Below are 18,275 nucleotides of genomic sequence, written 5' to 3'. Positions count from 1 at the left end.
TGGCGTTTTTTTATAGGTTGGGAACTTTAATCACTTCGCCCATACGCAATTGCGTATTTGGTTGAAGATCGTTCATTTCAGCCAGTTTTCCGGTTTCTACCCCGTAACGCGTGGCCAAACCGATAAGCGTATCACCACGTTTAACTTTATAGTCCACCATCGTCTGAGGCACCATGATTTGCTGACCGATACGTAAACCCGCACGGCTATTTAAGTCATTCAATGCCGCCAACTCAGCAGCGGAGATGCCCATTTGATTGGCAATACCAATGAGTGATTCACCTGCTTTGACCGTGTAGCTGATACCGCTTTTGTTCGCTTTAACGGCTTTGCTTGGCGCAAGCTCAACTTTCGCCTCTACCTTGGGCAGATCTCCATCTACTTTTAAACGTTGGCCGGCACGCACATTGCTATTTTTGGTTAAACCGTTTAAATCGGATAAGTAATCTAACTGTAGATGATATTTTTTCGCAATACTGCTTAAGGTTTCACCGGCTTTGACCACATGCGTATCTGTGGCTTTATCCACCTTGATCGTTTCATTTTTGAGCTCAATTTTAGGGGCGAGTGCAATGTCTTCACCGGTGAGTTTTAAACGCTGCCCCACGCGCACACCACTGTTACGATTGATGCCGTTAATATTGGCAATATAATCCATGCTTAAATTATATTTAGCAGAAATACCCGACAAACTATCGCCCGACTGTACGGTATAACTTTCAGGTGTACTTGTCCCAGCAGGTACTTTAAGGGTTTGACCCACTTGCACGCCACTGCTGTTATTGAGTTTATTTAATTGCGCCAACTCCGTTAAAGAGATTTTGCTCTGTGCAGCAATGCTGGATAAAGTATCACCGCGTTGCACTTGATAATTTTCAGTTTTATAGCTTACCGCGATTGCAGTCACATCTACTTTAGCAGGGCTAACTTTTTCCTCTGACTTCGGCTCAAGCTTAGCACTCACTTCTTGTAGGGGGACATTAATTTTCTGTCCAACCAACAAGTTGCTGCTTGAGGTTAAACCGCTGGTTAAATCCGCCAGTTCCTGATTGGACAAGGCATAACGATCTGCCAGTAATTTTAAATACTCACCGCGCTTGACCACATACGACTTGGTCTTTATTTTAACCGCAGCCCCTGCATTGCTGATCTTGCTTTCTATCGGATTACGAGTTGTAGCGCTTTCCTTTAACGATAATTTTTGCCCGACCCGTAAACCGCTACTAACCGATAAATCATTGTAATCCGCCAATTGCTTGACCGATAACCCAAACTGACTGGCCACACCGGTCAAACTGTCATTGGCTTGCACGACATAACTTTCAGGCGCAACTTTTGCCTTAATTACAGTACTGTCTGTGCTTTGTGGTTTTGCATCATACAAATAAATACTGGTTCCCACATACAGCGGAGAGTTCGGATCAATTTGATTCCACTTGGCCACATCACGCCAGTTCAAACCGTTTTTCATGGCAATCACAGCTAAGGTATCGCCTGCCAATACGGTATAGGTGCTGCGTTTGGCTTTAGAGGGCACCAAAACCAGCTCTGAATCGGTATTGACGTAATTTTTACCTTGATTGCGTTTGGCTTCATCAGAATTTAATGCGGTATTTTGCGCCACACTTTTAGGGTAAGAGAAGCCTTTGGTGAGTTCTTTGCCTTGTTGCTCTGCCACTGATTGACTGGTTTGAATAGCGGTTAATTTAATTTTGCCATCAAATGGATCGACAATTTCAGTGCCTTGCGGTGCAATGGCTTTAATCTCAGCCACCACCTGATCTTGTTCTGCTTTGCTGGCCACAGGTTGTAAAACTTGTTCAACCGTTTTATTTTGCCCTTCAGCTTTCACCGCAGCCAAAATTTGCTCACGCTCGGCCGCTGACAATGGCGGCTCTACATTAATCGGTTTAACAGTGGTCACTTGAGTCACTGCCACTGGAATACGCGGCGCACTTGGAATGTCACTATTGGCTGCAAATGAAGCCAAGGCCGCCGCACTTGTTGGCGTACGCCCAATAGAGGGCATGCTACTAACTGGATTGCTGGGTTGAACGCTTGGTGTTACTGCAGCTGTTGGCTTTTTAACCACAGTACTGCTGACCAAAATGGGCGGCGCGGTTTTAACGGGGCTAATGGTCTGGGTGTTTAATTCAGGTGGATTGTTTCTTTCTGGGGTAAATGGTTTCGCCGTATTGGCCCATATACCGCCTGAACCCGATTGTAATTTTTTTAAGCGTGCATCAATTGCTGGGCTTAAATCGGCAGGAATAATCACACGCATTGGGCTTTCGCTATCGATACGATCACCACGATGCCCCGGATTTAGCTGATACAGCTCTGCACGGCTTAAACCGGTAATCGAGGCAATTTCATTTAAATCCACTGGCCCCACAGTGATTTCTCTAAAGTGTGGACGGTTCGCAATCGGTGGTAATGCCACACCATAAGCCGATGGATTTTTAATAATTTGTGCCACAGCCAAAAAGCGCGGTACATAATTCATGGTTTCTTGTGGAAGTTTCAGCGACCAATAATCGGTTGGTAAGCCGGCAGCTTTATTGCGGTTAATGGCTTGTTGAATGCGACCGGGGCCAGCATTATAAGCCGCCAAAGCCAATTCCCATGAACCAAATTGATTATATAGGCCGCCCAAAAACTCATAGGCAGCACGGGTAGATTCCACCACATCACGACGACCATCATATAAATTGGTTTGTTTTAAACCATAAATACGTCCGGTACTGGGAATAAACTGCCACATACCGGCAGCGGCTGCACTACTGGTGGCCGCAGGGTCATATGAGCTTTCAATAATCGGTAATAAAGCCAGTTCAGTTGGTAAACCGCGGCGCTCTGCTTCTTTCACCGTGTGATACAAATAACGTGAAGCACGCGCACTTAAGCGATCTAAATAGGGCTGGCGAGAAATAAACCAACCGCGCTGTGCTTCAATACGTGAATCATAATGGGTTTGATCCATTTTAAAGCCCACGGTCATGCGTTTCCACACATCACCATGCTTTAAAATTAACAGACGATCCCCCTCCACTGCACGCATATCGGTGGCTGAAAGTAGATCTTCCAAAGAATCCAAGCTGTTGGCATCTAAATATCCAGAACCAACCAGTTTCGATTTTGACCCTTGTGTGGTACTGGGGCCTGAAGAACAGCCGGTCAGTCCTAGCGCAGCTAATGCTGAACCTAGTACAGTGATTTTAAAAAAATGGGGTAATGCAGGCTGCCACAAAATCGCGGTTGGTTTATACATAAAAGAATCCAAACAACTCGTATAAAATTTATTTTTTAGATATGCCATTGTAGTGAAGCATGTCGTAGACACAAGGCAATAATTTAACGCGAGTTCAGTATAAATGTTACAAGAGATTAAAAAAGAATACGGTATTACAGTTCTAAACGGCAATTATGTTTACAATATAGCACTCACTTGGGGCAATTTTACGCTCACTCACTGATTCGGATTTGGTTTATATGACGCAAACAATTACCCTTTATGTCGATGGCGCTTGTCGTGGCAATCCTGGTTTAGGCGGTTGGGGAGCATATATCATTACTGAATCGGAGCAGCACAAACTCTTTGGCGGTGTGCCGCAAACCACCAACAATCGCATGGAATTAATGGCCGCCATTGAAGGGATTAAATTTTGCCCGATGGATGCCAAACTGGTACTTTGGACAGACTCAAATTATGTCAAACAAGGCATTACAGAGTGGATTCATGGCTGGAAAAAGAAAAACTGGAAAGATGTAAAAAACCCTGATCTGTGGAAACAACTTGATGCCACCTGCCAAGGTCGTGACATTGAATGGCACTGGATTAAAGGCCACGCAGGCCATCCGGGCAATGAAATGGCAGACCAACTGGCCAATTTAGGCGCAGACCAAACCCTAGAACACATGAAAACGGCCAGTGCAAAAATTGATAGCGTATTTGAAGCAAGCTTAAATCCAGATAAAAAAAAAGCTGAAAAAGACTGGTTGTTAGATGATCCGTTTGGTTTTGACTTCATGGAAGCCGATCTGTCGGAGCCTGAAGAAGCAGATGATTTAACTCTATTAGAAACCGAGCCGGAAATAGAAGAACAAGCTGAAGCTTTAGAGCGCGCATCATCAGCTCAACAACAATCTGTAGCGGCGGATGTTGATACGGAAGTAGCGCATTTTGAGGACATTGCGCCGGCGCTATTAACCACAGATCATCCGCATATTGTGATTACGCCGCGTACCCAGCATGTGCATGGGCCGCGGCAACTTATTCTAGACACAGAAACCACCGGTTTTTATTTCCAAGACACCGACCGCATTATTGAAGTGGGCGCATTGGAAATGGTGAATCGCAAATTAACCGGCAGCTCCATTCATATTTATATCAATCCGAAAAAACCGGTCGGTGATTCTGAAAACATTCATGGCATTTCCGATGCCTTCTTACAAGATAAACCCGTGTATGCCGACATTGCCGATGTGTTGTTTGAGTATTTAAAAGGCGCTGAAATTATCGCCCATAATGCCAATTTTGACATGAACTTCTTAAATATGGAGTTTAAACGCGCCGGTTTTAAAGCCTTGTCTGAGGTCTGTAGCGTAACCGACACCTTGGTCATGGCCAAGAGCAAACATCCGGGCCAGAAAAACTCTCTCGATGCCTTGGTGCGGCGTTATGAAGTTCCGCAGCGTGATCGTACGTTTCATGGCGCATTACTGGATGCTGAAATTCTAGCAGATGTCTACTTGGCCATGACTGGTGGTCAAGTAAGCTTTGATATGGACAGCTTAACCGAGAGCGAACAGCAAGATGCACATAGCGCACGGCAAAGCATTCACCTTGACCTTGCCGTCATTTTACCCTCAGCACAAGAATTGACCGCACATGAGACGTGGGTCAAGGAATTTGAGGTAAAACATGGAACAGCTTGTCTTTTTGCAAAATAAAATCTATTTTTCTAGTGTTTTTTTGTATTTAAACGTTTAACAGTTACGCTATAGTTAAACATAAAGAAGTTTGGCCTTTAATGGGCTGCTCATAAACAGATAAACACTAGGAAAGGTGCAGATACATGTCTTACCAAACCTCTATTCATTTTGACCCAACTGCATTGTTGATAATAAAAAATGAAGTTGATAACTCAATTAAATTAGTCGAATCAGCGGTTAGCACCTTAGCAGAAGATCAAACTTTACCTTTTGGTATTGATGATGCGCTGAATCAATTTGAGCAATGCGCCCAAGTGCTGGCTTTAATTGATATGGAAGCTGTGGCCAAAGTGGCTCAATATTCTGCTGAATTAATGCGTAAAATCATGCTCAATCCAACGCAGATTAACACGCAAGAAGTGATTGCCTTAAGTGAAGGCACCACCATGTTAAAACGCTATATCGAATTTATTTGCTTGCGTGAAGTTAAAATTCCGCAATTTTTACTCGATACGCTGAACCGTTTAGAAATCGTATTGGGTAAACCGCTGACCCACGAAGGCCAGCATATTGAGTTTTTACTGGATTACATCACCCCCGACTTTCAACTTCCTCAAGCACCAAGCTTAGAAAAATCTCAGTATGTGCATCGCTTATATAAAAGCTGTCTAAACAAACTGCTTAAGCAAGAAGAAACTGAATTTGATCTACAAGCGATTAAATTGGTAGGTGCTTATGTAGCTGGTTTAGCAGAAACCACACCAAGCAAGCAATACTGGGGTTTGGTCTATGTGGCGTTTAACCAAATTGATGATTTATTGCTGAATGATCCACGTCTGCGCAGCCTGATTGGTATTGAGCGCAACATGGCACATTACTTCAATGCACCAGAACGTTTTAAAGCCAATTTAGTCGACTTGGCCAACATCTTAAGTTTGTGTATTAGCCAAGAAGATGCAACGGCACAGCAGATTCGTGACCAGTTGAATGTGGGTGAAGATCATTTAACCGACACCCAGTTACAAGTGTTCAGCCGTCATCTGTATGGCCCTGATTTTGATACCATGCACACCATTAGTGAGCTTGTGACCACGGAAATGGCACAAATTCGCAATGACATTGAATATCACTATCAAAACCTCAGCACCGAAAAGACCCAAGCATTACAGCAAAAGCTGTATAACTTGGCCAATATTTTTAAAGTGTTGAATTTAAATGAAGCCTTTAATGATTTATCTAAACAAGCCAGTCTGTTAAATGATGCTGAAGTGTTAAAAGATGAAAACTTTGCTCAAGAATTGATGAATGGCATTTTATCGGCCATGAACTCAATTGGGGTATTGGAGCGTCATCACACTTCAAGTCGTTTACAGTTGCGCGTAAATAACATGAATATTTCGCTCGATCGTTTAGATGAAGCACATGCTGCGCTGTTAAATGAAGCCAAAGCCGTGATTGATTTATCAAGCCAAATGTTAGTGCAATATTTACAAGACCATGATTTAGCGACGCTCACCAATCTGCCTACGCAATTGGGTGAAGTCGGCGGTGCATTGTTATTCTTAAATGCAGAAGTCGGTCAAACTGCTTTAAAAACCGCAGAAAATTTTGTTAAACAGCAGCTTGAACATTCAACCGCAATGAGTGCAGAGCAAGTCAATCACATCTTGGATACCTTGGCCAGCGCCGATATGATGATTGATAATTTAAAGCAGAAACAGCCTGTATTACAGTCGATGTTTGATGTAGCATTACGCAGTAGCGAAAAACTGAAAACTGTTGCCTAATGTCTAAATTATCACTTGCTTATATTTTCCATCAACAACAACTTCTGGTCGATCAGAACTTTAACCTTCCTGAAGTGGAAAGTTTAGCCAGTGATCTATATTTTCACGCGGGAGATCAAGTGATTGCCCGCGATCTGTTAGAAGATGAAGATATTCCGGCGGGCTTACAACTGGTGGCCATCCGTCAATTATTAACGGTGTGGACAATCCAACAGTTTGAACAAGCCAGTCGGGCGATTCAGCTTTTAGAATGGCGTAGAAACCATAAATTTTGTAGTCACTGTGGTCATGCCACCGAAGCGCATGTCAATGAACATGCGATGGTCTGCCCTGCTTGCCGTTATCGCCAATATCCACGGGTTCAACCCTGTGTCATTACCCTGATTACGCGCGGTGACGATGAGATTTTATTGGCAAAAAATGCCAAAAATAAAAGCAATATGTATGGCCTAATTGCTGGCTTTGTCGAAGTTGGCGAAACCTTAGAAGAAGCGGTACGCCGTGAGACGTTCGAGGAAGTCGGACTGAAGTTAAAAAATATTCAATATCTTGCCAGCCAACCATGGCCATTTCCCAGCAATTTAATGATTGCTTTCCGTGCTGAATATGCCGATGGTGAAATTCAGCTGCAAGAAGAAGAAATTAGCGACGCTCAATTCTTTAAATTTGATCAACTGCCAGAAATTCCATTTAAAGGCAGTATTGCTTACGCCATGATCAAACATGTAATTGACGGTCATCCGGTTGCAGATGACACGCGTGAATGGCTATAAATAAAAGCAATGCGATAGATTAGGCTTTTAAGGCATCCTCTAAAGCCACCAGAATTTTATTCTTGGTCTGAAAATAAGGACTGAATAAACTTGAAAGCGAACCGACAATTGAAATATGCCCTGTGCGCGGAATACGAATAATTTCGCTATGGTTGCCGGTTTGTTTCAACTTATCTTGCAAGTCTATGGCATTACTGTGCGACACCACTTGATCGTTCGATGCCAAAAACAAGTAATGCTTGACCTGATTCGGCTCGACAAAATAATACGGCATCACCTGCTGATAAGGCACGCTCTGATCAAAGGCATCCGCACACAGCGGATCGTCTTTATAATCAAAATGATAAGGCCCCGATAATCCAATAATAGCCCGAATTTGTGCACGACATTGCAGCGCATAAGCGGTGGGATGATACATGGCTGACATCACATTAAAAGCACCGGCTGAATGTCCCATCAAGATAAGATTATCAGTGCAAATATTTAAGTTGCCCTGCTGCTGACCCAGATAGTTTAACGCCACGCTTAAATCATCAATGGAGCGCGGGAAAATATGCTCTGGCGCCAGATGATAGTTAATCAGCGCCACATCATAGCCTTCAGTAGCAAAAGCTTCACCGACAAAACGATAGTCTTTTTTATCACCATGTGACCATGCACCGCCATGTACAAAGACGATTAATGGCCGTTTCTGACGCGGTGTTTGGCTATAAAACAGATCTAAGCGCTGTCTTGCCTTTAAACCATAGGCAATATTTTCACGTACCGTATAGCCTTTGCGCGGTGTTAAACGATTTAAAGCATAACTGCCAAAATCGTAAACCCGAAAATCGCTATATAAGGTTCTGAGCAAAAATAGATTTTGATCTAGCCCACGTTTAACCTGATGTATAACCTTATTGAGCATTGATTGGCTCAGCTTCATCAGGATCAATCGCCACTGGTGTTTGTTCAATCGGCTGTGCGTTGATAACTGGACTGCTAAAACTAGAATTCACCGCACGCGCTTGGTCTACATTATCAATTAAGGTAATAATTTTAGTGACATTACTGACTTGCTCTAACACCTGATTTAAATCATTAATTTCAGCCGTATTTAAGCGCCCCATCACATATAAAACCCCATCTTCGGTATGGACATGCACTTTGCTGTCGGACACAACCGTCGCTTTCATAATCAGCCCACGCGTATTGGCGGTAACTGTGGTGTCTTGCATAATGGTGCTATAACCAATCTGATTGCCAACCGTAATATAATTATGAATGGTTTTAACATCACTCATAGAGCGAACATTATCTTCTGCCAACTGTTTTAAATGCGCATCAGGCACTTGACCGGTCAGCAACACATTGCCATGAAAACTTTCTATATTTACGCGTGCTTGTTTAAAACGTGAATCTAATTTATATAGATTAATCTTGGCTGTGCGCTCAATAGATGAATCGATAAAAACTTGCCCCAATGAACGTGCGCCACTTTCTGTACCCACTGCCGCAGGCCCCGTGCCACTTGATATAAAACTTGCACAACCTGATAAACTTGCTACACACAGCAACGTCATTGCAATACGATTAAACACTCAGCAAGACTCCTCACATTAATTTCAATTCTATGTTGTTCAGCATTTCTATGCTGATTTTATTCAAAGATTAATCGACTCTGACTCGAAAGTAAAAGCATTCTCAATCCACTGCTGATCATACGGGTATTTAGAAAAATCTTGCTGTATCTTTTTTGCAACATGTTGAAAAAAATCAAAACAGATCACATCAAAACGACAATAAAAATTTTCAAACTCAGGCCTCGCATTTAAAAAAGTTAAAGCAGATTTCATAATTTTCTTTTGCTTGCTTAAGGAAATACTTTCATAAGCTTGCGCATATTGGGTGAGTGAACGCGCCTTTACTTCCACAAAAATCAATTCCTGATCTTTGGCGACAATCAAATCAATTTCTCCATAGCGACAATGATAGTTCGCAGCAATCAATTTAAAACCTTGTGCCTGCAAAATACTTAATGCTTGCTGTTCAGCCCACTGGCCTAAATTTAATCCGGTGCCGGTTGTGCTTAACATTACAACATCCTTAAGCCTTTTTTGCTATTTTCATAGCACTGCGGCATGCGTTGAATTTGATTGTCATTGATTTGAATCCATCCGGTTCGCCCCTGAAATTCAATGGTTTTTAATTTCGGTTGCTGTAAATACTGTTCAGTAATATGCCAGACATCACCACCAAAGGCCAATAATCGTTGATAGGACATCGACACTGGATTTTGTTGATAGGCTTGAATCACATCAGGCCATATAGCACCGTACAGTGCAGGTGTATCACAGAACTTCACACCGCGCGGCAGCGTCTGATTTTGCTCAATGCTATTGGCCAGTACATATAAATTTTTCTTCGGCAGCTTTTTAAGTCCATTAATCCAGTCATAACTGCCCAACAACAGCAAACCGCTTTGTCGTGGTAATTTTGAAGGCACCTCATCTAATACGCGAATGGGATAGTCGGCCTGTCCGATGAGCGCCATCATAAACAACTCACTGTCTTGTTCGGTACTTTTTTGCCGCACAATATACAGCTGCTTAATCTGATCTTTTTGCACAACTTGATGCAGCGCATAGGCATCATCTTTTTTAGACAAACTAAACTGCCAGACATTTTTGGCTTGTGGCACCACATCATTTAAAGCCAAGACCCGCACTTTAGGTTGCGCACGCATTAAGGCTTCAACTTCACTGCGCGCCAAAGGCCCCACAATCATTTTGGTTTTTTTATTAAGATTCTGCTTTAACAGCTGCGCTATGCTTTTTTGATCCGAGTTTACAAATTTAATTACCGTTTTTTGATCCGTCGCCTGATAAGCACTCATAAAACCTTGTTTGATGCTTAATCCGGCTCGCGCCATAGGCCCCGATTCAGGTAAAATAACCAATACTTCCGCTTGTGCATAATGCAACATGCCATATAGCATTAAGCCGATTAAAAATTTTTTATTATTTAACATTGGAAAAACCTTATGAGTGCTCAGTTATTTGTTGTAGCGACCCCAATTGGGCACTTAGATGACATTACTTATCGTGCTATTGAGGTTTTAAAGTCGGTCAGTATTATTGCAGCAGAAGATACACGCACCTCGGCGCAATTATTAAGACATCATAATATCTCAACGCCATTGACCGCATGTCATGAACATAATGAAAGCAATAAAATTGACATCTTAATTGAAAGATTACTAAAAGGCGAAAATATGGCCTTAATTAGTGATGCAGGTACGCCATTAATTAGTGATCCAGGCTTTAAATTGGTGCGTGCTGCACAAGAACATAATATTCGTGTCATTCCTGTGCCGGGGGCTTGTGCTGCAATTGCCGCTTTAAGTTCGGTGGGTCTGCCAAGTGATCGCTTTAGTTTCCAAGGTTTTTTAGCTTCGCGTCAGTCGCAACGTTTAATTCAACTCAATAAACTCAAAGATGAAACACAAACTTTAATTTTTTATGAAGCGCCGCATCGTATTTTAGAATCAGTCAAGGATATGGCGCAGGTTTTTGGTGCAGATCGTCCCGTGGGTTTTGCCCGTGAAATCACCAAAACCTTTGAAACCATTAAAAAAATGACACTGGCCGATTTGGTTGAGTTTATTGAGTCTGATCGTAACCAACAAAAAGGCGAAATTGTCTTGGTGGTGGGCGGTGCGACGCAAGAAAAAGATTTAGAGCAAGAAAAGCTTGATCAGTTATTAACGCGCTTACTACAAGATTTATCCGTGAAAGCCGCATCGCAATTGGCGGCTGATTTAACGGGAGTGAAAAAGAAAATTGCTTATCAACGTGCTTTAGAGCTGAGTGATAAAGTTTAAATATTTATTTTTGCCCATAAAAAAGCATCACTTTGGTGATGCTTTTTTATATCTATATTACTCAATTGAGCAGTGTAAACAATTAATCTCTTGCTGCCTCATCAGGTGGCACTTCAACAATACGACCACCCTGTGCCAAAAAAGCAGCCAGTTGATCTTCTAAGGCTTGACGCTTTTTAAGTTTAGCCGTAATGGTTAAGGTTTCTGCTTCAGCCACATCACCATCGGTCGGTGTTACTTCACTGTCAGATGCACCTTTTTCAGCCGCTTTGGCCTCGTCATCATCAACGGCTGTTTCCTCTACTTCGTCATAATCATTCATATCTGACATCTTTGTTTCTCCCCATCCACCACTGCTATTGATCTAATTTAAATTGATTGCGAATTAGGAAGAAATTTAGCAATCTCTCAGGATTTCGCATAGAGCAAAACACAGATAAATCGTATCTTTTTTAACCAAAAAAGTAAACTTATATGACTATTTGTACAAAAAGCAGCTGTTTGTGCTTAAACGGCGTAACAGGTGTCCTTTAAAAGATGTAATCCATTGGCCTGTGACATAAATGCATCTTTTAACGCAGGACGTTGTTGCACTTGTTTTAAGCCAAAATTACGCGCCCATACCACAGGAAAAAGTGAAGTGGTTTCTAGCCAACCAATCGCTGACATGCTGTGCATCATGGCATCATTTTGTCCTTTACGACGGTGTTCATAGCGCTGTAAAGTTTGCTCATGCGCCCATACGCCACGTTTTCGATCATGCAGCAAGACATCACATAAGATTGCAGCATCTAAACAGCCAATATTCACCCCTTGTCCGGCCAACGGATGAATCACATGCGCTGCATCCCCAATCAAGGCCAAGCCTGCTTTCACATACTGCTGTGCCGCACGTGCTTTAAGTGGAAATTGTGCCCGCGGCGTGGCTTGTAACACCTCACCCAACATATGCTGACTTTCTCGGGTTAACAGTGCGGTAAATGCAGCATCATCTAAAGCGGCATATTCTTCGGCATAATCATCCGGTAGTGTCCACACAATAGATTGCCAATAACCGTCTTGTTCAGGCTCTAAACTGGCCATGGGTAATAAGGCCAACGGCCCTGTTTCCAAGAAAATTTGCCGCGCCACATGTTGGTGTGGTTGTGCTGTTCGAATCGCACAGGTTAAACCGGCTTGTTTATAATCCAGAACATCCAGAGCAATAAAAGCCTGTTCACGCACAAAGGAATTGGCCCCATCTGCACCAATCACAAGCTTGGTGCTCAGCTGTGTTCCATCGGCCAGATGGATATGCCACACATCAATGCCTTGCTCCACACGCGTCACTTGTACGTTGGTGCGATAATCGTGTAGCTGCTCGAGCATTTTTTCTTGAATGGCCAAGTTCAACACACTAGGTTCAACCATCGAACCCAAAGCTTGTTGATCACTGGGCGTATGCACACTGACTTGACCAAAATTAATGTCGCCATAGCCATTTTTATTCCAGACTTGCATACCGCTGTACGGCATTTGACGCGCAAGTTTGTCCCAAACCTTGACGGTTTTTAAAAGATGAATGGTGGCTTGGCTGAGCGCTAAAACACGCGGATTGGCCACCGCTAAGGTTTGGGCAGCATCAAGCACGGGCGCTGCATCTAAAACAGTGGCTTGAACACCACCTTCAGCCAGCAGTAAGGCCGTTAAACCACCCACCAAACCACCGCCAATAATAACCACATCCACAACAGTGCTCATGCTTTTAACCCCATGGCGTAATTGGCAATCAAAGGTTTAATTCCGGGCACCACATCAAATGCCAGTAAACCGGTATTGCGAATGAGTTTTAAAATCGGATTTTGATTACTAAAACCGCGTACCACTGAATCACAAAATTTAATCACCCGTTGTTGATCGGTTAAACGTGCCGCTTCATAGGCCAGCAGCATGCGAGGCTCACCAATATCGGATGATTTCGCCAATTGCTCGGTTAAGCTGCGCACCAAGACATAGGCATCCCGCATACATAGGTTAAAACCCTGACCGGCAACCGGATGAATGGTATGTGCAGCATTGCCCATTAACACCACTCGGCCGCTGGCCTGTTTTTCTGCCAACACTTGTGACAATGGATAACTAAAGCGTTTACCGGTTTTTTGGAATTTCCCAGCGCGATCGCCATAGGCTTGTTGTAAAGCAGCCAAGAAGTGTTGATCATTGTCATCACCCAGCCATTCCTGTTCGGTGCCTTTTTTCACCGGCCACACCACAGAACGGCGATACTCCCCCGGTAGCGGCAATAACGCCAAAGGCCCTAAAGGACTAAAACGCTCAAAACCCACCTGCTGATGCGGTTTAGAGGTTTGTACCGTGGTGACAATGGCAACTTGATCATAGTCATGCTCATCAACCCCAATCCCCAAAGCTTGACGACAAAAAGAATCGCGACCATCGGCTGCAATCAGTAGTTTCGCTTGTAAAGATAGAGGCTGTTGTCCGCGCAGCGCTTTGATATATGCATAATCTTGATCTTGGGTTAATGCGGTCACTTGCACGCCATCAATCAATTCAATGAGGGGCTGCTGACGCACTTGGGTCAGCAATACACGGCCCAGCCACGCATTTTCAATCACCTGCCCAAAATTCTCGACTTTTTCTTGTTCTGCAAGCAAGCGTGCCTTACCAAAACTGCCTTGTTCGGTAATATGTACATGTAAAATGGGTGTGGCATGCTGTTGCAGCACATCCCACAAACCTAATTCTTGATAAATTTGCACGCTACGACGGGATAAGGCACTGTTTCGCGCATCAAAACTGGAGTGATAAGGCGCAAGATCGGCATCCTCATAATTTGGGTACTGAATCGCTTCTAACAATTTCACCGCAATCTTTGCTTTGGCCAACATGAGCGCTAAACTTAGCCCAACCATGCCACCGCCCACGATAATGACTTCTTGCTGCATGCTTTCATCCTTTTTATCAGGTATTACAAACTCATCAATGAGCGGCAATACTTATCATCTGTAATGGATTTTATCTTACCTGAAGCCTAACCGTTTTTACATTGTCGTGCACGCGGTTGTGTGTGCTTAGTTTGATCAAACTCAAAAAGATAGATTGGTTTAAGCTTTAAAAATCACCTGCTCAAACTCTGCAGGATGGGTCGCATTAAAAATAAACAGCATGGTTATGGTACGGAAATCCCCTATAAATAATTATGTAAATAAAAAATCATTCAGATACTGAATTGTCTTTGAGTAAAATGAGTCGATCATCATGGCTTGAATTTAAAGTAGACCAGTAAAGTGACTGATATAAAAAAGCCGGTATAAAACCAGCTTTTTTAATCGACTACTATTTTTGTACTAAGATGCTGTTGCCATCAATGCTTCAATATCAGTAACTGACTTCACCACATTCTTGGTCAAGACCAATGGACCTTCGGCTGTTGCCACCACATCATCTTCAATACGAATACCAATGCCGCGCCATTTGGCATCGACAGTTTCATCATCGGGTGCAATGTATAATCCCGGCTCGATGGTCACCACCATGCCTGCTTCATAAGCACGCCAATCGCCTTCAGCCTTATAGGAGCCGACATCATGCACATCCATACCTAGCCAGTGCCCAGTACCGTGCATATAGAATTGATTGAAACGCTCTGATTTAATAATCTGATCCAAATCACCTTGCATCAAACCTAAATCCAGTAAGCCTTGCACCAAAATACGCACCGCAACATGATGCGGCTCTTTGTAGGAATTGCCCACTTGTACGGCATCAATGGCCGCCAATTGCGCTTTTAACACCACTTCATATAAGGCTTTTTGCTCAGGACTAAATTTACCGTTAACCGGAAAGGTACGGGTAATATCAGATGCATAAAGTTGATATTCACAGGCGGCATCAATCAGCACCAAATCGCCATCTTTGAGCACTTGATCATTTTCAACATAATGTAAAATACAGCCGTTGGCGCCGCCACCAACAATACTGTTGTACGCGGGTACACAACCATTTTGACCAAAGATATAATTTAGCTCGGCTTCTAAAGCATATTCCATCATGTCCGGTTTAACCGTTTGCATGGCACGTATATGCGCTTCGCTGCTGATATTGGCCGCTATTTGCATCAACTCAATTTCTTTGGCTGACTTATGCAAACGCATTTCATCCAACAGGCGATCCAATTGAATTACATATGCAGGTGAACCATTACCGCGACGTTGCTGCGCATCAGCTTCAGCAATCCATTGACTAACACGCGCATCAAATTCAGCTTGCTGACCTATACGATAAAATAGTTTCTGTTTATTCAGCAGCTTTTCAATAATTTCTTGATCGAGCAAATCAATGGCATAGGCTTCATCAGCCTCATACTCATCCACTGCACCATCTACTCCGGCGCGGTAACCATTCCAAATTTCTAAGTCACGGTTACGTTCACGGCAGAACAAGCTATAGGTATAGCCTTCATCAATTGACTCAAAAGTCTCAATGACGGCCACGGCTTCAGGTTCAGCGAATCCGGTTAAGTAGAAAAAACTACTGTCCGCGCGAAATTTATAATCTGCATCACGATTACGCATCGCCACCGCGCTGGTGGCAATTATGGCAATACCGTGGGGACCCATTTCTTCTGCTAGGCGGTCACGACGTTCCTGAAAATCTGCTTGAGTCAGTTTCATCATTGAGTTTACTTTTATCTTTATGAGTAAGGTGGATAGCTTTATAAAATAGCATGCGAGTTAAACAGAATCGTTTAAATTAACTCGGACGGTCTGGGGTAAACATTTCTACCACACTGCTACTTTCTGTACTTGGCAGTATCGATTTTACCTGCGGATGAATATTTTGCAGCAACGGTGTTTCTGTAATACTGACTTTTTGACGCCCTAAAGACAGACTGACTGGAATTAAGCGCACAAATTCATATAACTCTTGATAGCTTTGCTCGCCTTCTTCATCATCATCGGATTCTTCAAATTCAACTGCCGCCACATCTTGCAGATGCTCGATCAGCTCTTTTTCATCGGGGCGAATATGACCTGAAGCCAAACCAAAACCGAGAACCACTCCGGCACACCAATCGGCTAATGCTTGCACGCGATCGACCAAGGCATGTTCATCATCAGGCAACAGCGGCAGATAATCCAGTTCATCATCCGATAAAGCATGAAAAACATCTTCGGCCTCATCCACCAAAGCATTTAATACCTGCTCATCCAACGCTGGAATTTCCAACGTGGTTAAGATTTGCTGCCACTCTTCACTGGTCGGTGCTTGAGTAACACAAACAATACCTGTAAGTAAGCCATGTAACTCACTTGGGCTTGAAAGTTCTTCAATTTTTGAAAAATTGTGGTGCCACTGCGACCAACCTGAAATATCGTCTTGCATTCGTTTATCCAATCTCTATACTTCGTGTATATTACCTTTGTTTGCAATACTGTGCGACTACGATATGTTAGAAGAATTACAGCGTCTACAGGCGCACCTTGGCGTTTTAAAAACGCGACTTACGCATTATGAAAGTGAAAATAGTGCACTCAACGCGGCAAAAGAAGATTCTGCTGCGCATCACCATGCCCAAATTGTACAAAAAAATGGCATCATCACCCACAAACAAGAAGAAATAGACACTTTAAGCGAACAGCTTAGCGAGGCGCAGTCACAATTTAAGCAATTAAATACCGATGCCACCTCTTTGGCAGATCGTTATGGCCGTTTAGAAAAAAGTTGTACCGATCTGAAAAATCGTTTTCAGGAAATCTTAGCCGAACGTAACGAACTACGGGTGGTAAAAGAGAAAATGCAAAATGAGCAGCGTCTTGCGCAACAGGAAATTCAAGCGTTACAGCAAGAACGTGAAAGATTGTTACAAAAAAATGAACATGCCAAAGCCAAAGTTGAAGCGATTATTCAGCGCTTGTCTATTTTGGGTACGGCACAAGATCAACATGCACAAGAAATTCAACAATTGGCCCATCCCACAGAAAGCAATGAGGAGATTTCGCCATGAGTGAACAAATTGCAGTTGAACTGCGGGTTTTGGGACACAATTTCCGTTTGGCCACCACTGAAACTGAAAAAGGTGATCTAGAGCGTGCTGCTGAATTATTAAATGAAAAATACGATGAATTTCGGCGTAAAGCACCGCGACTTGAACCAAGCAAACTGATTATTATGGTGGCACTTGAGCTGATGCAAGAAGTGTTAGCGATGAATAAATCACTGCAAGAATATGCGCATTGTGAACGTTTATTAAGCACCATTTTAGAAGATGTGGCAGAGTTAACTTAGCTGTTTAGACAAAATTGGCTAAACTAACAACAGTTGCAATCTAAGATTACAGTTGTTGCACAGTGAAGATTTGCCAACTGCGGTTTTTTAGTTATACTGAATGCACCTCTGAGGTGTTAGCCAGCGAGTCAGATTCCCCTGAGCCGATATCTACACCCCCGGATGCGTTCTGTATATTTAGAGTGTATGCCTGCCTTCGAGTAGGAAACCCAGCAAGTATGCGCCGCGTCCACCTTGAACTTTAGGGTTCAAGGGTAATGACATGCAGCGGCATCCTCGGAGTTTTTCATTTTATTTAGCATTAAAAGAATAAGCATTTTATCATCCAGAAATATCTCATTAATTTAAGCCTCGAAACCCCCTACTTGTTTGGCTTAAAGCGCTTCACCATTTGCGCTCAGCGATATAAAAGATAGACCTCTAGCGCTATTTCGTACTTAAAAAAGCCAGTTAAAACCACTCTTGCCTGTTTTCGTGAATCATACTGATAACATTTTCAGCAAAGCCTGCGAATAGCCATTTAAAACGCGCTATTCAAATGTCTCCACTTGCTCTACTATTCCATGGTCTAAAAGCTTTTATGCTGAAATCAGCCTATGCTAAAGGTAGACCAGAACACATTAGCGCTAA

16 protein-coding genes and 1 other RNA gene are annotated in these 18,275 nt (G+C 43.0%); 7 read left to right on the top strand and 10 right to left on the bottom strand.

Features of this window, described 5'->3' with window-relative positions:
* Nucleotides 1–10: 10 nt before the first annotated feature.
* The gene (locus SE27_RS05870; RefSeq protein ID WP_039621678.1) at nt 11–3,271 is read right to left on the bottom strand and encodes a LysM peptidoglycan-binding domain-containing protein; all 3,261 of its coding nucleotides are present in this window, start codon (nt 3,269–3,271) and stop codon (nt 11–13) included.
* A 221-nt stretch (nt 3,272–3,492) separates the two neighbouring features.
* On the opposite strand from SE27_RS05870, the gene dnaQ reads away from it, so the two are divergent.
* The 3 genes from dnaQ (at nt 3,493) to nudC (ending at nt 7,495) form a co-directional block, all read left to right on the top strand.
* Nucleotides 3,493–4,953: a DNA polymerase III subunit epsilon gene (gene dnaQ / locus SE27_RS05865; protein WP_039621676.1), complete on the top strand. Its 1,461-nt coding sequence runs from the start codon at nt 3,493–3,495 to the stop codon at nt 4,951–4,953.
* A 125-nt stretch (nt 4,954–5,078) separates the two neighbouring features.
* Nucleotides 5,079–6,722, top strand: coding sequence for a hypothetical protein (locus SE27_RS05860; RefSeq protein WP_039621674.1), 1,644 nt, complete (start codon nt 5,079–5,081; stop codon nt 6,720–6,722).
* The gene (gene nudC / locus SE27_RS05855; protein WP_039621672.1) at nt 6,722–7,495 is read left to right on the top strand and encodes an NAD(+) diphosphatase; all 774 of its coding nucleotides are present in this window, start codon (nt 6,722–6,724) and stop codon (nt 7,493–7,495) included. The genes SE27_RS05860 and nudC overlap by 1 nt, the downstream gene beginning before the upstream one ends.
* A gap of 19 nt (nt 7,496–7,514) precedes the next feature.
* On the opposite strand, the gene SE27_RS05850 is transcribed toward nudC, so the two are convergent.
* The 4 genes from SE27_RS05850 to SE27_RS05835 all read right to left on the bottom strand — a co-directional run bounded on the left by SE27_RS05850 (nt 7,515) and on the right by SE27_RS05835 (nt 10,505).
* Entirely contained in the window at nt 7,515–8,402 is an 888-nt protein-coding gene (locus SE27_RS05850) for an alpha/beta hydrolase (RefSeq protein WP_039621670.1), read from the bottom strand.
* Nucleotides 8,392–9,075: a BON domain-containing protein gene (locus tag SE27_RS05845; RefSeq protein WP_039621669.1), complete on the bottom strand. Its 684-nt coding sequence runs from the start codon at nt 9,073–9,075 to the stop codon at nt 8,392–8,394. The genes SE27_RS05850 and SE27_RS05845 overlap by 11 nt, the downstream gene beginning before the upstream one ends.
* 63 nt (nt 9,076–9,138) lie before the next feature.
* Entirely contained in the window at nt 9,139–9,570 is a 432-nt protein-coding gene (locus SE27_RS05840) for a YraN family protein (RefSeq protein WP_039621668.1), read from the bottom strand.
* Entirely contained in the window at nt 9,570–10,505 is a 936-nt protein-coding gene (locus SE27_RS05835; protein ID WP_039621667.1) for a penicillin-binding protein activator, read from the bottom strand. Before SE27_RS05835 ends, SE27_RS05840 begins: the two co-directional genes overlap by 1 nt.
* Nucleotides 10,506–10,517: 12 nt before the next feature.
* On the opposite strand from SE27_RS05835, the gene rsmI reads away from it, so the two are divergent.
* Nucleotides 10,518–11,357 carry a 16S rRNA (cytidine(1402)-2'-O)-methyltransferase gene (gene rsmI / locus SE27_RS05830; RefSeq protein ID WP_039621666.1) on the top strand — a complete coding sequence of 280 codons (840 nt, stop codon included), beginning with the start codon at nt 10,518–10,520 and terminating at the stop codon, nt 11,355–11,357.
* A gap of 82 nt (nt 11,358–11,439) precedes the next feature.
* On the opposite strand, the gene SE27_RS05825 is transcribed toward rsmI, so the two are convergent.
* From SE27_RS05825 to SE27_RS05805, 5 genes are all read right to left on the bottom strand, one after another.
* Entirely contained in the window at nt 11,440–11,688 is a 249-nt protein-coding gene (locus SE27_RS05825) for a hypothetical protein (RefSeq protein WP_039621665.1), read from the bottom strand.
* Nucleotides 11,689–11,864: 176 nt separating this feature from the next.
* Nucleotides 11,865–13,097 carry an FAD-dependent monooxygenase gene (locus SE27_RS05820; protein WP_039621664.1) on the bottom strand — a complete coding sequence of 411 codons (1,233 nt, stop codon included), beginning with the start codon at nt 13,095–13,097 and terminating at the stop codon, nt 11,865–11,867.
* Nucleotides 13,094–14,302, bottom strand: coding sequence for a 2-octaprenyl-6-methoxyphenyl hydroxylase (gene ubiH / locus SE27_RS05815; protein WP_039621663.1), 1,209 nt, complete (start codon nt 14,300–14,302; stop codon nt 13,094–13,096). Before ubiH ends, SE27_RS05820 begins: the two co-directional genes overlap by 4 nt.
* A gap of 402 nt (nt 14,303–14,704) precedes the next feature.
* Nucleotides 14,705–16,030 carry an aminopeptidase P N-terminal domain-containing protein gene (locus tag SE27_RS05810; RefSeq protein ID WP_081406907.1) on the bottom strand — a complete coding sequence of 442 codons (1,326 nt, stop codon included), beginning with the start codon at nt 16,028–16,030 and terminating at the stop codon, nt 14,705–14,707.
* A gap of 79 nt (nt 16,031–16,109) precedes the next feature.
* On the bottom strand, nt 16,110–16,742 hold the full coding sequence (locus SE27_RS05805) for a UPF0149 family protein (protein WP_039621660.1): 633 nt from the start codon (nt 16,740–16,742) through the stop codon (nt 16,110–16,112).
* Between the two features lie 64 nt (nt 16,743–16,806).
* Between SE27_RS05805 and SE27_RS05800 the strand changes: the two genes are divergently transcribed.
* The 3 genes from SE27_RS05800 (at nt 16,807) to ssrS (ending at nt 17,932) form a co-directional block, all read left to right on the top strand.
* Nucleotides 16,807–17,364: a hypothetical protein gene (locus SE27_RS05800; RefSeq protein ID WP_039621658.1), complete on the top strand. Its 558-nt coding sequence runs from the start codon at nt 16,807–16,809 to the stop codon at nt 17,362–17,364.
* Nucleotides 17,361–17,645, top strand: a complete 285-nt coding sequence (locus SE27_RS05795) for a cell division protein ZapA (RefSeq protein WP_039621656.1) — start codon at nt 17,361–17,363, stop codon at nt 17,643–17,645. Before SE27_RS05800 ends, SE27_RS05795 begins: the two co-directional genes overlap by 4 nt.
* Before the next feature lie 102 nt (nt 17,646–17,747).
* Nucleotides 17,748–17,932: non-coding RNA, 6S RNA (gene ssrS / locus SE27_RS13640), on the top strand.
* Nucleotides 17,933–18,275 lie beyond the last annotated feature (343 nt).

The organism is Acinetobacter harbinensis, assembly GCF_000816495.1.
Classification (GTDB): domain Bacteria; phylum Pseudomonadota; class Gammaproteobacteria; order Pseudomonadales; family Moraxellaceae; genus Acinetobacter; species Acinetobacter harbinensis.
This window is presented reverse-complemented; position numbering and strand designations above follow the sequence as displayed.

Excerpts from the sequence above, each read along its gene's own strand:
- SE27_RS05870 (WP_039621678.1), bottom strand. The coding sequence starts at position 3,271 with ATGTATAAACCAACCGCGATTTTGTGGCAGCCTGCATTACCCCATTTT.
- dnaQ (WP_039621676.1), top strand. The coding sequence starts at position 3,493 with ATGACGCAAACAATTACCCTTTATGTCGATGGCGCTTGTCGTGGCAAT.
- SE27_RS05860 (WP_039621674.1), top strand. The coding sequence starts at position 5,079 with ATGTCTTACCAAACCTCTATTCATTTTGACCCAACTGCATTGTTGATA.
- nudC (WP_039621672.1), top strand. The coding sequence starts at position 6,722 with ATGTCTAAATTATCACTTGCTTATATTTTCCATCAACAACAACTTCTG.
- SE27_RS05850 (WP_039621670.1), bottom strand. The coding sequence starts at position 8,402 with ATGCTCAATAAGGTTATACATCAGGTTAAACGTGGGCTAGATCAAAAT.
- SE27_RS05840 (WP_039621668.1), bottom strand. The coding sequence starts at position 9,570 with ATGTTAAGCACAACCGGCACCGGATTAAATTTAGGCCAGTGGGCTGAA.
- SE27_RS05835 (WP_039621667.1), bottom strand. The coding sequence starts at position 10,505 with ATGTTAAATAATAAAAAATTTTTAATCGGCTTAATGCTATATGGCATG.
- rsmI (WP_039621666.1), top strand. The coding sequence starts at position 10,518 with ATGAGTGCTCAGTTATTTGTTGTAGCGACCCCAATTGGGCACTTAGAT.
- SE27_RS05825 (WP_039621665.1), bottom strand. The coding sequence starts at position 11,688 with ATGTCAGATATGAATGATTATGACGAAGTAGAGGAAACAGCCGTTGAT.
- SE27_RS05820 (WP_039621664.1), bottom strand. The coding sequence starts at position 13,097 with ATGAGCACTGTTGTGGATGTGGTTATTATTGGCGGTGGTTTGGTGGGT.
- ubiH (WP_039621663.1), bottom strand. The coding sequence starts at position 14,302 with ATGCAGCAAGAAGTCATTATCGTGGGCGGTGGCATGGTTGGGCTAAGT.
- SE27_RS05810 (WP_081406907.1), bottom strand. The coding sequence starts at position 16,030 with ATGAAACTGACTCAAGCAGATTTTCAGGAACGTCGTGACCGCCTAGCA.
- SE27_RS05805 (WP_039621660.1), bottom strand. The coding sequence starts at position 16,742 with ATGCAAGACGATATTTCAGGTTGGTCGCAGTGGCACCACAATTTTTCA.
- SE27_RS05800 (WP_039621658.1), top strand. The coding sequence starts at position 16,807 with ATGTTAGAAGAATTACAGCGTCTACAGGCGCACCTTGGCGTTTTAAAA.
- SE27_RS05795 (WP_039621656.1), top strand. The coding sequence starts at position 17,361 with ATGAGTGAACAAATTGCAGTTGAACTGCGGGTTTTGGGACACAATTTC.